At 71.2% G+C, this 13,781-nt stretch carries 8 protein-coding genes; 3 read left to right on the top strand and 5 right to left on the bottom strand.

From position 1 onward, the window contains the following. The first annotated feature begins 105 nt into the window (after nt 1–105). The 3 genes from ACOJTC_RS18095 to ACOJTC_RS18085 all read left to right on the top strand — a co-directional run bounded on the left by ACOJTC_RS18095 (nt 106) and on the right by ACOJTC_RS18085 (nt 5,679). A complete protein-coding gene (locus tag ACOJTC_RS18095; RefSeq protein WP_204923674.1) occupies nt 106–1,491 on the top strand; it encodes a lectin in 1,386 nt (461 codons plus the stop codon). Between the two features lie 176 nt (nt 1,492–1,667). Beyond that, nucleotides 1,668–2,903 carry an RCC1 domain-containing protein gene (locus tag ACOJTC_RS18090; RefSeq protein WP_420117765.1) on the top strand — a complete coding sequence of 412 codons (1,236 nt, stop codon included), beginning with the start codon at nt 1,668–1,670 and terminating at the stop codon, nt 2,901–2,903. Nucleotides 2,904–3,228: 325 nt separating this feature from the next. Next, the gene (locus ACOJTC_RS18085; protein WP_420117764.1) at nt 3,229–5,679 is read left to right on the top strand and encodes a ricin-type beta-trefoil lectin domain protein; all 2,451 of its coding nucleotides are present in this window, start codon (nt 3,229–3,231) and stop codon (nt 5,677–5,679) included. Nucleotides 5,680–5,763: 84 nt separating this feature from the next. On the opposite strand, the gene ACOJTC_RS18080 is transcribed toward ACOJTC_RS18085, so the two are convergent. The 5 genes from ACOJTC_RS18080 to ACOJTC_RS18060 form a co-directional block, all read right to left on the bottom strand. Further along, nucleotides 5,764–6,795: a glycoside hydrolase family 11 protein gene (locus ACOJTC_RS18080; RefSeq protein WP_420117763.1), complete on the bottom strand. Its 1,032-nt coding sequence runs from the start codon at nt 6,793–6,795 to the stop codon at nt 5,764–5,766. Between the two features lie 466 nt (nt 6,796–7,261). Next, on the bottom strand, nt 7,262–7,945 hold the full coding sequence (locus ACOJTC_RS18075) for a DUF5825 family protein (RefSeq protein WP_420117762.1): 684 nt from the start codon (nt 7,943–7,945) through the stop codon (nt 7,262–7,264). Nucleotides 7,946–7,956: 11 nt separating this feature from the next. Then, complete coding sequence (locus ACOJTC_RS18070) at nt 7,957–9,942, bottom strand: RiPP maturation radical SAM C-methyltransferase (protein ID WP_420117761.1); 1,986 nt, start codon at nt 9,940–9,942, stop codon at nt 7,957–7,959. Between the two features lie 247 nt (nt 9,943–10,189). Continuing rightward, nucleotides 10,190–12,007: a prolyl oligopeptidase family serine peptidase gene (locus tag ACOJTC_RS18065; RefSeq protein ID WP_420117760.1), complete on the bottom strand. Its 1,818-nt coding sequence runs from the start codon at nt 12,005–12,007 to the stop codon at nt 10,190–10,192. Continuing rightward, nucleotides 12,004–13,308 carry an MFS transporter gene (locus tag ACOJTC_RS18060; RefSeq protein ID WP_420117759.1) on the bottom strand — a complete coding sequence of 435 codons (1,305 nt, stop codon included), beginning with the start codon at nt 13,306–13,308 and terminating at the stop codon, nt 12,004–12,006. The genes ACOJTC_RS18065 and ACOJTC_RS18060 overlap by 4 nt, the downstream gene beginning before the upstream one ends. Between the last annotated feature and the right edge of the window lie 473 nt (nt 13,309–13,781).

The following is a 13,781-nucleotide window of genomic DNA, read 5'->3' as shown; positions in this document are numbered from 1 at the left end:
CTTGGCGGGTGCGGTCAGCGGGAGCGCGTCGGGCGCGACACGTCGGGATCGGCGTGGACCCCGTACCCCCCGAACCAGTCCATGACGAGTGGCAGGAGCCCCCTCATGACAAGGCGCAGACCCATCCTTGGTTCCCTCGCGGCGGCGGCGGCCCTCGTCGTGACCGTGGGTGCGACGGCCCTCGCCGGCGGCCCGGGCACCACCGCCGCGGCGGCCGGTGTATCGGCGGCCGCCGCGACCGCCGGGTGCGGCAAGGCACCCACGTTGACCAGCGGCCAGCGGTCCATCCAGAGCAGCGGCCAGAACCGCAGCTTCATCCTCCGGATCCCCGACAACTACGACCGCAACCACCAGTACCGGCTGATCTTCGGCTTCCACTGGAACGGTGGCACCGCCAACGACGTTGACGGGGGTGGGTCGGACGGGGCCGCCTGGTCCTACTACGGGCTGCGCCAGCAGGCGAACAACAGCACGATCTTCGTGGCTCCCCAGGGCAACGGCAACGGCTGGGCCAACCCCGGCGGCCAGGACGTCACCTTCGTCGACGACATGGTCCGGCTGATCGAGAACGACCTGTGCGTCGACACGACGCAGCTGTTCGCGCTGGGCTTCAGCTACGGCGGCGGGATGAGCTACTCGCTGGCCTGCTCCCGGGCGAACGTCTTCCGGGCCGTCGCGGTCTACTCCGGCGGACAGCTCAGCGGATGCAGCGGCGGCGGCCAGCCGATCGCCTACATGGGCATCCACGGCATCGGGGACCCGGTGCTCAACGTCTCGGCCGGCCGGTCCCTGCGGGACACCTTCGTGCGCAACAACGGGTGTACGGCGCAGAGCCCGCCCGAGCCGCGCGCCGGCAGCCTGACCCACATCACCACCACCTACTCCGGCTGCCGCTCCGGCTACCCGGTCGTGTGGGCCGCGTTCGACGGCGGGCACACCCCGGGCCCGGTCGACGGTGGTGGCGACAGTGGCGTGCGGACCTGGACCAAGGGCGAGGTGTGGCGGTTCTTCACCCAGTTCGGCGGCACCACTCCGACGCCGACCCCGACGGTGACGCCGACCGGCAACCCGACCACCCCGCCCCCGACCACCCCGCCGCCGGGCGGCACGGGCGCGCTGCGCAACTCGTCCTCCGGGCGCTGCCTGGACGTCAACGGCGGCGCGCAGACCAACGGCTCGGCGGCGATCATCTGGGACTGCCACGGGCAGACCAACCAGAGCTGGACCTCGACGGCCGCCCAGGAGCTGCGGGTCTTCGGCGGCAAGTGCCTGGACGTCAACGGCGCGGCGACCGCCAACGGCAGCTCGGTGATCATCTGGGACTGCAACGGCCAGGCCAACCAGCGGTGGCGGTTCAACGCCGACGGCACGATCACCGCCGTCGGCTCGGGCCGCTGCCTGGACGTGGTCGGCAGTGGTACGGCCAACGGCACGCGTACCCAGATCTGGGACTGCAACGGCAGCGCCGGCCAACGGTGGAGCCGGACCTGAGCCGTTCGGACGTCAGCTGCGGACAACGGTAGTACCAGGTCGCCCCGGCGGGACCTCGCATTGATGCGATTCAATGCATAGGCTCACTGCTGTACGAGGTGGGTCGAGGTGGCCCGCCGGGGCGACGCTGCCTCCGCCGTGCAGAAATCGACGTTCGTCTGGGGAGAGTACAGAACATGAACGCACAACAGGACAATCGGCTGCGGGCCCGCTGGCGACGGGCGGCCCGCACCGCCGGCGCCGCGGCAGCGGTCTCGCTCGGGGCCGCCGCGCTCGCGGTGGGCCTCTCGGCCGGTGCGGCGGTCGCGGGTGCGACCGTCGCGGAGCGGGGTGCGTCCAACGCCGCCCTCGCCGCCGCCACGGTCTCCCAGGTCGCCACCGGTGACCTGCACACCTGCGCGATCCGCACCGACGGGACGCTCTGGTGCTGGGGGGACAACTTCGGCGGCAAGCTCGGTGACGGCACCACCACCAACCGCACCACCCCGGTGCAGGTCGGCACCGCCACCACCTGGTCGAAGGTCGACGCCGGCACCAGCAACACCTGCGCGATCCGCACCGACGGCACGCTGTGGTGCTGGGGCGGCAACTACAGCGGGCAGCTCGGTGACGGCACCACCACCAGCCGGAGCACCCCGGTGCAGGTCGGCACCGCCACCACCTGGGCCAGCGTCAGCGCGGGTGCCAACCACACCTGTGGCGTGCAGACCACCGGCACCCTGTGGTGCTGGGGCCTGAACCGCAACGCGCAGCTCGGCGTCGGCACGTCCCCCTCCCGGGCGACCAGCCCGGTGCAGGTGGGCACCGAGACCACCTGGACGAGCGTCACCACCGGGTACGCGCACAGCTGCGGCGTGCGTTCCGGCGGCACCCTGTGGTGCTGGGGCGACAGCACCGACGGGCAGCTCGGCGTCGGCATCCTCGGCTACCGGGCCACCCCGGCGCAGGTCGGCACCGCGACCTCGTGGGCGGGCGTGACGGCCGGGCACGCGCACACCTGCGCGAACCGTACCGACGGGACGCTGTGGTGCTGGGGCGAGAACGGGTACGGCCAGGTCGGCGCCGGCACCGGCGTGCAGACCAGCCCGATCCAGGTCGGCACCGCGACCACCTGGACGAAGGTGGACGCCAGCGTGGACTCGTCGTGCGCGCTGCGTACCGACGGGAGCCTGTGGTGCTGGGGCAACAACGGGTTCGGACAGTTGGGTGACGGCACCACCACCCACCGGTCCGCACCGCTGCGCGTCGGCACCCTGACCACGTGGACGCAGAACCTGTCCGTCAGCTACCACAGCTGCGGCGTGCGTACCGACGGGAGCCTGTGGTGCTGGGGCAACAACATGTCCGGGCAGTTGGGTGACGGCACCACCACCCACCGCTCGACCCCGGCGCAGCTGGTCCTGCCGGGCTGACCCGGACGCGCCACGCCGCCGACCCGCTCCGCCGCCGATCCGGCGACGGCCGGGTCGGCGGTGTGCCCGCCTCCTGCCGGTGCGGGGCTACGCCGGCACATTCGTCTGATCATTACAAAAGTCCCCGCCGGTGGTGGTTGCCGAAAGGCGGCTTGATCGGCGGTTTCACTCCACTGGCGACGTTGATCGGCGCGCGTTACGGTGCCTAACATGTGACGTCTGATCATCGATGATCAACGATGTCAGGGCCGCGTGGGTCACGGGCAGGGTCCCGTCCCGCGCCGGAGAGCTTCGGGGCCGGAGACCGGCTGGGGAGGCGAGTCAGATGTTCAGTTCAACAAGTCGTCGATGGAGTGTGGGTGGCGGCGGGGCACCGCGCGGACCATGGCACAGCGGATGGCGTCCCCGGCGGTGGGCCGCATCGTTGCTCGGGGCGACGGTCGCGGCGGCGGCCGTGCTCACCGGGTTCGCCTCGCCCGCCCAGGCGGCGACCGCGATCACGATCAACGGCGGGTCCGGCGGCCGGGCGCTGGACGGCATCGGCGCGGTCAGCGGTGGCGGCGGCAACAGCCGGCTGCTCGTCGACTACCCCGAGCCACAGCGCAGCGACATCCTGGACTACCTGTTCAAGCCGGGCTACGGCGCGGCGATGCAGCTGATGAAGGTGGAGATCGGCGGCGACACCAACTCCACCTCCGGCGCCGAGCCCAGCCACGAGCACACCCGGGGCAGCATCAACTGCAACCGGGGCTACGAGTGGTGGATGATGGAGCAGGCCCGGGCCCGCAACCCCAACATCGCCCTGGTCGGCCTGGCCTGGGGCGCGCCCGGCTGGATCGGCAACGGCAACTTCTGGTCCAACGACTCGATCGACTACCTGGTGGCCTGGCTGGACTGCGCGGGCACCCACGGGTTGACCATCAACTACCTGGGCGGGTGGAACGAGAAGGGGTACAACGCCACCTGGTACAAGAACCTGCGCTCGACCCTCAACGCCCGCGGCTACAGCAACGTCAAGATCGTCGCCTCGGACGACTTCGGTTGGGGCGCGGCCGACGAGTCGCTGCGCGACCCGGCCTTCGGCAACGCCGTGCAGGTCTTCGGCAGCCACTACGTCTGCGGCTACCGCAGCGCCCAGACCAGCTGTCCCAGCTCCAACAACGCGGTGTCCACCGGCAAGTCGCTGTGGGCCAGCGAGAACGGCTCCGACGACTACAACGCGGGCGCGCAGGCGCTCGCCCGGGGCATCAACCGGGGCTACCTCGACGGCAAGATGACCGCGTACATCAACTGGCCGGTCATCGCCGCCATCACCCCGAACATCCCGTGGGCGACCACGGGCGTGGCGGTGGCCCAGCAGCCGTGGTCCGGCGCCTACTCGATCGGCAAGAACGCCTGGGTGATGGCGCAGACCACCCAGTTCACCGCACCGGGCTGGCGCTACCTCGACGCGTCGAGCGGGTACATCGGCGGCAACCGTAACAACGGCAGCTACGTCTCGCTGAAGTCCACCAACAACAGCGACTACAGCACCATCATCGAGACGATGGACGCCGGTGGCGCGCAGACCCTCGACTTCACCGTCACCGGCGGCCTGTCCACCGGCACGGTACGGGTCTGGTCGACGAACGTACGCTCCAACAACACCGCCGACCACTTCGTGCGGGGCAGCGACATCACCCCGAGCGGCGGGCGCTTCTCGCTCACCGTCCAGCCCGGCTACGTCTACAGCATCACCACCACCAGCGGGCAGGGCAAGGGCACGGCGGCCAGCCCGGCGCAGGGCAACCTGAAGCTGCCGTACACCGACACCTTCGACTCGTACGCCACCGGCCGCGAGGCGCGGTACCTGATGGACCAGCAGGGCTCGTTCGAGATCGCCGGGTGCGCCGCCGGTCGCAGCGGGCAGTGCGTGCGGCAGATGTCCGAGCAGGCACCGATCTACTGGACCTCCGGCCAGGCCGAGCCGTACACCCTGCTGGGCGACCTGACCTGGCGCAACTACACGGTCTCCTCCGACGTGCTGCTGGAGAAGTCCGGCTACGCGCAGCTCATCGGGCGCGGCAACACCTACAACCACCAGGGCCCGCAGAACATGAACGGGTACTACTTCCGGGTCACCGACGGCGGGGCCTGGTCGATCCGCAGCAACAACACCAGCGGCAACTGGCGCACCCTGGCCAGCGGCAACACCTCGGCGCTGGGCACCGGGCGGTGGCACAACCTGTCGTTCACGCTCAACGGCAGCACCCTGACCGCCGCCATCGACGGCACCACCGTCGGCACGGCCACCGACTCCACCTGGGTCGCCGGCCAGATCGGGTACGGCACCGGCCAGGGCGTCACCGCCCAGTTCGACAACCTCTCGGTGACCGCCGTCGGCTCCCCGGGCACCCCGACCGGTGAGATCCGGGGCGCGGGCTCGAACCGGTGCCTCGACGTCAACGGGGCCAGCCAGACCGACGGCGCGGTGGTGCAGATCTGGGACTGCAACGGCGGCGCCAACCAGCGCTGGTCGCTCACCTCGACCAACCAGCTCACCGTCTACGGCAACAAGTGCCTGGACGTGGCGAGCGCCGCGTCGGGGACCCGGGCCCGGATCTGGAGCTGCACCGGCGGCACCAACCAGCAGTGGCGGCTCAACGCCGACGGCACGATCGTCGGGGTCGCCTCGGGGCTGTGCCTGGACATCAACGGCGGGGCCACCGCCAACGGGTCCGCCGTCCAGCTCTGGACCTGCAACGGTGGCAGCAACCAGCAGTGGATACGCGGCTGAGCAGCCCCACCTGACGCAGCAAGCGGGCGGTCCCGGTGTCACCGGGACCGCCCGCCGTCGCGTGCGCTCAGGAACTGGTCGGGGTCAGGCCGTTCGACAGCTGACCGTGGGCCAGGTCCAGTTTCCGTTCGCCATGATGGTGATGCCGAAGTTGTTGCCGTTGCCGTTCGGCCTGGCGGTGACGGTGCCGCTCGTGCCGCTGACCGAGGCGTTCCAGCTGTTCTGGATGCTCTGGCCGCCGTTCAGCCCGAGACTGACCACCCAGTTGCTGGTGCCGCTGACCGCGACGTTCAGGTTGAACCGGTCACCCCACTGCTCGGCGGCCGAGAGCACCGCGGTGCAGTTGCCGCCGGCCGGCGGGGTGGTCGGGTTGCCGGTCGGCCCGCTGGTCGGGTTGCCGCTGCCACCCTCGCGGACAGTGATGTCGGAGCTGCCCTGGCTCTGGTAGCCCTCGGTCGCCATGATCTGGTAGCTGTGGTTGGTGCCGAGGTTCAGGCCGGCGCGGGCCCAGGCGTCGAAGTGGTTGGCGGTGGTGATGGTGCCGCTGCTGCGCTTCTGCTGCCGGACGCTCCAGTACTGGTAGAACGTCTGGTTGCCGTCGATCGACGGGGCGTTGACCCGCAGGCTGCGCAGGATGTCGTAGGTGCCGCCGTCGGTGGTCACCGTGCCCATCCGGGTGGCGCCGCTGCTCGGGTTGTAGCTGCCGAAGTTCTCGACGACGTAGTACTCGATGAGCGGGTTGCGGGTCCAGCCGTACAGGGCGAGGTAGGTGTTGTTGTTGCCCGGGTTGTAGCTGCCCGAGTAGCTGACCGTCCGCCGGGTGCCGGTGGCCCAGCCCTTGCCGCCGACCCAGTTGTTGGTGCTCCGGTCCCAGCTGCTGCTGTAGCGGCCGTCGGCGCGCAGCGTCATGCTGGCGTTGCCGCTGTCCTTCCAGAACGAGAAGAAGTAGCCGTTGTGCGTGCCGGTGAGGTTGGAGGTGAGGGTCCGGTCGTTCTCCGCGTACGCGTTGGGCGAGGCGATGAACGTGCCGGTGACGGCGAGCGCCGCGGCGCACGCGGCGCTGAGCAGCAGCCGCAGGCGACCGCTCCTTCGCGGTCGGGTCGAGGTGTCGCTCATGTACGTGTTCCTCCTCGTGACAGCTGGCGGACGCCAGCGACGCGGTACGACCCGGTGGACTGTCCGTGGCCAGGTGCGGCAGCCGGTCATACGGTGTGCCACCACGCGGTGGTGGGCCGGTCGTCCAGCAGAACCGGGGGGACGGGTCGCGGTGGGTGGTGTCGACAGCATCGAGTGCCGTCGATGGCGACGGTAGGGTGTCGGTACTCCACCTGTCAACAAGTTTCGGAAATCTTCCCGAAACATCGTCCTGAGCAGCGGTCGGACGCGGGGCGGATTTCGACGGTTTGACGTCGGCTGTCACCGAGATGGGCCCGCGAAGGGCATGTGTTAATTCGGCCGCGAAGGGGCCGCCTCCCCTGTATACCCGAAACTTTCGGGAACCACCAGCCGGGCAGAACGCGAGACCGCCCGCCCACCGGCCCGGGGGTGCGGGCGGTGGACGGGCGGGTGGGGCGTCGGACGCTCAGATCACCATCGACGGCAGGGGCCAGCGGCGCAGCCGGTGCGGCAGCCACACCAGCAGCTCGCCGATCTTCGTGACCAGACCCTCCGCGCCGAAGTCCCGGGCGATGGCGAGGTCGACCTCCGTGACGGCGGCACCGTCCAACAACCGGTCGAGCACCGCCAGGTAGGCCGGATCGTCGATGGTCAGCAGGTTCAACCGACCGGAGCGGCGGTCCCGTACCTGGACGAACCCGGGACCCCGACGGTAGGTGCACTTGTCGAAGTAGAAACCCCTGGCCCAGGCGTCGAGCTGCGCGACCGGTTCACCCTCGCCGCCGGGCGCGGGAAGCAACTCGACCGGCGCCCGCAGGTGGCTGTACGGGAGCCACTCGTCGGCCTCGACGCCGGGCAGCCGCAGCCGCCAGTCCACGGCGATGCCGTGGCTGGTCAGCTCCCGGACCAGCACCAGCCGGCGGACCGTGTCGACGGCCGTCGCGTCGTCCCCGGTGACCGTCAGGTCCACCGCGTCGGGAAGGTCGACCCGGCGCACCCCCTCGGCACGCCAGCGGGCGACCGCGTCCGCGGCCGGCTCGCGCAGCTCGGCCGGACCGATGGTCATACCGGGAATGGACAGGACGGCCGGATCGTGGTCCCGGGCGAGACCGACCAGGATGGGCCGCGGACCGGTGTCGGTGGTGGACACGTTGCCTCCCCTCAGACCGCGGTGAGCACGGCCGGCTCGCCCGCCTCGGCGGCGGCCCTGGTCTCCGCGGCTGCACGTTCCAGGTGCAGGTGGTCGATGCGCAGCAGATCCTGGTTCATCGCCTGGGGGGCGATCTGGATGAACTGCCCCGCGTCCTCGTAGACCAGGCCGAGATCGCGCCAGCGCCGCAGCAACGCCGTAAGGACCGGCTCGTCGACCGACAGCCGCCGGCTCAACGCGGCGATGCCGTGCGGCTGGTCGAGCTGCCGGAAGACGGCCACCTCGACCGGGTCGGTCAGCCGCAGCACGTGCCAGTCGAAGTGCTTGCGCCGGCTGACCAGCACGATCTCGTCGCCGAGGTCGTGGTGGGTGAGCCGGCTGCGGGCGTACTCGTGCTGCCACTGCGTGACCGCCCGGTCCAGCCGGTCGGCCGTCTCGCCGTCGATGCCCTGCGGCGGGACGTCGAACAGGTACGCCAGGTCCATCAGCTCCGACTCGGGCAGGTCGTAGATCAGCCGGTACTGCGCCGCCGGCCGCAGGTCGGTGAAGCCGAGTTCGGGGCGGACGAAGAACGGGCTGAACCGCTCGATGGCGATCCGGGTGCTGCCGTCGGCCGGGCACAGGTGGTGCAGGGCCGGCATCTGCTCGATGACCGGCAGGTAGTCGGCGTCGGTCTCGCCCGGGAACCCGTACAGGTAGTTCCAGGCGATGGTGATCCCGCTGGTCTCGGCGTCGCGCAGCATCCGGATGTTGAGGCAGCCGCTGACCCCCTTGTCCATCAGCTTGAGCACCCGGCTGCTCAGGCTCTCGATGCCGGGCTGCACGCTGACCAGGCCGGCGTCGGCCAACGCCTGCACCTGCGGGCCCTTCATGTTCGACTTGATCTCGTACTGCAACCGCAGGTCGTAGCCGGATTCGGTGAGCCGGGGCAGCAGCGAGGTCACGTAGCTCATGTCGAGGATGTTGTCCACGACGAACATGTCCAGCACCTGGTGCCGCTCGACCAACTCGATGATCTCGTCGTAGAACCTGCCCGGGTGCTTGCTGCGGAACTGCATGAACGAACCGTTGAGGCCGCAGAACGTGCAGTGGTGCTTCTCGCCCCACCAGCAGCCCCGCGCGCCCTCGACGACCAGCCGGGGCTCGACCCAGTTGCGGGCCCGGGAGGCGGCCAGCCGCTCGAAGTAGCCCCCGTAGTCCGGGGCGACGATCTCGGCCGGCGGCAGCGGCTTGCTGCTCATCGGGTTCGCCACCGAACGACCGTCGGCGTCGGCCCAGCACAGACCCTCGATGCCGGTCAGCGCGTCCGCCGGTACCGCCGCGCCGGCCGCCGGTGGCGTCGGGTCGGCGGTCGGCGGCGTCGCGCCGGCTGCCGGCAGGGTCGCGCCGATCGCGGCGAGCAGCCGGGGGAACACCGCCTCGCCCTCGCCACGTACCACGTAGTCGACGAACGCGAAGTTGCGGTGGATCGCGGCGCCCTGCTCGCCGTCGCAGTTCGCACCGCCCATCACCGTACGGATGCCGGGCGCCCGCTTCTTGACCGCCCGGGCCGTGGCGAGCGCGGCGGCGTTCTGCTGGAACGTGGAGGTGAAGCCGACCACGTCGGGTTCCCGGGCGACGATCCGGTCGGCCAGCTCGGCGACGAACTCCGGCGCCAACCGGTGCAGCTCCAGGTTGAGCGCAAGTTCCCGCTCCGTCATCTGGGTCCGCACCCGGTCCGTGAACTCTTTCACCCGCCATTGCGGATCGTCGTACAGCGCGGAGGAGAAGACCCAGTCGCCGCAGCCGGCGAAATAGGTGAACAACGAGTAGTAGTAATAGTCGCTCAGCCCGAACTCCGTCCGGTCGACCACCCAGTCGACGAAGTCGAGATTCGCGTGGACGGCCTCCACCTCGGCATCCGGCAATTTCTGGCGGACACTGTTGGTGAGGATTCCAACCGCCAACGAGGGGACGTCTATGGAAGTCCAGGGCGTATTGACCAGCAGAACCCGCACGTGAACTCTCCTTTCTCGTGATGTCCGGGCACCGGATGACGGGGATACGGGGCGCGGGCCACCTGCCTGGGCGGATGGCCCACACCCCGTACGGCCGCTAGAAGCTGACCTTGACCGTGACCGTGACCGTGACGTTCGAGGCCCGAAGCTGGTCGCGGTTGCCGTTGATCGGGTCGTTCTCGACAACGTTCTTGCGCATGTCGTTCACCTCCTCTCCGTATCGCGGGGACCGGGTCACGTGCCGGGGTCAGCCCACCGGTCGCGCCATCGCGAGCGCGACCGGGGTGCCTTCGTCCTGCACGCCGTCGAAGTGCCGCTGCATGAACAGCAGCACGGTCTGCATCAGAGCCAGGTGGCTCTGCGCGTCGAAGTCCTCGTGTCCGGCCCGCCGCCGGACCACCTGGTGCGGGACGCGGCGCTCGGCCAGCAGCCGCGCGTAGCGCTCCACCGGCGCCGGCGGGCAGCGCACGTCACCTGTGGAGACGGCCAGCAGCACCGGTGCCCGGACCCGGTCGACGTAGGTGACCGGCGAGGAGCGGGCGTAGCGCTGCGGCACCTCCTGCGGGGTGCCGCCGAACAGCAGCACGTCCAGCGCCCGCAGCGCCGGGGTGGCCGCCTCGAACGCGGCGACGTAGTCGGCGACCGGGCTGATCGCGATCCCGAGCCGCCACAGTTCCGGTTGCCGGCCGAGCGCGAGCAGGGTCAGGTAGCCACCCCACGAGGTGCCCCACAGGGCGGTGCGCCGGTCCTCGACGACCCCCTCGGCGACCAGGTGGGCGCGGACCGCGGCGAGGTCCTCCAACTGGGTGAGGCCGACCCCGGCGGAGAAGTCGTTGCGCCAGGCCGCGCCGTACCCGCTGGAGCCCCGGTAGTTGACCCGGACCACCGCGCAGCCGGTGCTGACCAGGATCTCGACCAGCGGGTCGTAGGCGTCGCGGGCGTGCTGGAACGGCCCGCCGTGGACCAGGAAGACGGCCGGCCGGGGGCCCTCCCGGTCGGCCGGGAGGGCCACCAGGGCAGGGATCGCGCCGCCGGGTCCGGGCACCCGGATCTCCTCGCGGCGGTAGTCCGCCGGTGCCGCGACCGCGTCCGGTCCGCCCGGATCGGGCCGGCCGCCGGGGGGTTCGGGCAGCTCCACCCCCCGCACGGAGCGCAGTTGCGGCGGGGTCACCGAGTCGGTCCACACGTACGCGACGTCACCGTCGGGCCAGACCGCGGCGTCCAGGACACTGCCCGGCGGGGTGTCGACCACCGCCCGGGTGCGGGCGGCGAGGTCCACCTCGTGCAGCAGGGTGCGGGCGTGCCGGTCCTGCCGGACGAGCAGCCGCTGCCCGTCGGGGAACCAGCCGGCGGTGATCTCGGTGTCGAAGCGGCACCACTCGTGCCGCACCACCCCCTCGGCGGCGGTCCAGGTGGCCGGGAGGTAACCCCCCTCGTCCTCCACCACCAGCAGCAGCCGGGCCGGGTCGACGCCCGGTGCGAAGCCGAGCGCCCACACCCGACGGTCCGGCCCACCGGGGATGCCCGCCACCCGGGTGCCGTCGGCGGTGAACACCGTGACCGCCGGATCGGTGGCGGCGTCGCCGCCGACCACCAGCAGCCGCCCGGCCGGGTCGAGGTCGACCAGGTAGGCGTAGCCGCCGACGTGGACGCGTTCGTCGACCCGACCGTCGCCGGTGCGCAGGAAGACGGTCATCCCGCCGTCGTAGGAGAGGCCGACGGCGGTGGTGCCGTCGGCCTCCATCGCGATGCCGGCGTGCCGGCCGGGCAGCACCGACGGCAGCGCCTCGACCGACCGGTCGGGCCGGTCGAAGTCGCAGGTCCGCCAGGTGCCCACGCCGCCGAGATCGTCGTCGAACCACCAGATGGTGGCCCCCGCCGGGTCGAGCGCCGCCCGGACCGTGCCGGCCGGGCGGTCGGTCACCTGCCGGGCGGTGCCGGCGGCCCGGTCCCAGGCCAGGATCTCGCAGCGGCCGTCGGCGTCGCCGACGTAGTCGGCCCGGTGCGGCGCGTGTTCGGCGACGACCGGCTGCGCCGGGTAGAAGAGCCGGTGGCCGCGACTCATCGGTGGGCCTCCTCGGGGTCGGAGCTGGCCCCGGCGTCGCCGTCGGCGGCGACGCCGTCGTCGGTGCCGGCCGTCGCGCCGGAGCCGGCGCGGAGCTGGCGCACGACGAGGGTGGTGTACGTGGCCAGCAGCGCCAGCGCGGCGGCGAACACCAGGGCGACCGTGGCGGGGCTGTACCAGGCGACCAGCACCCCGGCCAGCAGCGGTGCGGGCGTCTGGAGCACCTCGCCGACGGTGCCCATCACGGTGGCCACCCGACCCTGGAGCCCGTCGGGAGTCAACGCGATCACCCGGGACTGGAAGATCACCCCGAGCAGCGGGCTGAGCAGGAAGACCAGCCCGAACAGCAGGCCGTAGCTCCAGGTCTGCCGGGCCTGGGACATCGCGACGACCAGCCCGACCATGGCCCACGAGGCGAACACGATGACGGTGACCGGCCGGACCCGGCTGAAGACCATCGGGGCGGCCAGCGCGCCGGCGAGGCCGCCGACGCTGGCGATGGTGAGAATCAGGCCGATCGACGCGGCCGGTGCGCCCTGCCGGCCGGCGGTCAGGATGGCGTAGTAGACCAGCGCGCCGAAGGTGACGTTGATGCCGGCCGCCCAGATCGTCACGAACCGCAGGAACGGCTGCCGCCAGACGAACCGCAGCCCCTCCCGCAGGTCGGTGCGGAACGAGGTGCGCTCCCTGCGTTCGGGGGTGAGGTCGGTGCGGATGGTGGCCACCAGACCCGCCGCGACCAGGTAGGACACCACGTCCGCCAGGAACGGCAGCCAGCGGGCGAGCTGGTAGAGCGCGCCGCCGAGCAGTGGGCCGACGATCCGGGCGGCGTTGTTGCGGGCCTCCAGCCGGGCCAGCGCCTTCTGGTCGTCGGCGGGCAGCAGCCGCCGGATCGCGCCGGAACCGGCGGCCTCGTAACCGCTCTGTGCGACCCCCTCGACGAACGCGGCGGCGGCCAGCAGCCCGAGGGTCGGCACGCCGGCCGCGACGGAGACGAGGATCGCGGTCATCGCGCCGGCCGCGACCAGCAGCGAGACGACCATCATGCGTTTGCGCGGCAGCCGGTCGGCCAACACCCCCGCCACCGGCGCGGCGACGAGGCGACCGGTGAGGGCCAGCGCGCCCACCAGCCCGGCCGCCGCCGGTGACCGGGTCACGGCCAGGGTGAGCAGCGGGAGCACGATGCCGGTGGCCTGCGATCCGATCTGGTCGATCGCCCCGGCGATCCAGTAGCGGTGGAAATCGCCGCCCCGGTGGGAACTCTCGCCCGGCTGTACCGCTGCGGTGGGAGTGGCTGTCATGGCATCGGCCGCACAGTTTCCATGTTTTTCCCAAATCCGTGTGCGAGATCTTCCGGTACGAGTTCGCGTGATCCGGGTGACAATTTCGACCCGCAATGGGGAGCGGGGTGCGTACGAGGCTAACAATGTCGTGTGCGGAAAGCAAGGATTCAAATACGGCCAGTTATGGCAGTTATTCGGTTGTGCGGATGATGGGCAGCTTGTGCGCCTCTGTCAAAGTATCTGCACTACCCGTCGAGCCTTCGGTCGGCGGATGGCGTCGGTTGTTTTCACCCCGCCGTCATTTGTCGTGAATTAGTGACGTACGACGATGTCACAAGATGATGCCGCCGTGCCGGTTGACGATTCCGTGAATCCCGCTCCGACCTGTCGACGGCGAACGGCCGGGGGGGGGCGCGCGGGCCGCGGCCCCCCCCGGCCCGCGGGGGGGGGGGGGGCCCCGGGGGCGGGCGCGCCGCCCCCCCCCCCCCCGC

This window comes from Micromonospora sp. (assembly GCF_048594385.1).
Taxonomy (GTDB): domain Bacteria; phylum Actinomycetota; class Actinomycetes; order Mycobacteriales; family Micromonosporaceae; genus Micromonospora; species Micromonospora wenchangensis.
Note: the sequence above shows the minus strand (reverse complement) of the source record. Positions and strands in the feature narration are given on the sequence as shown.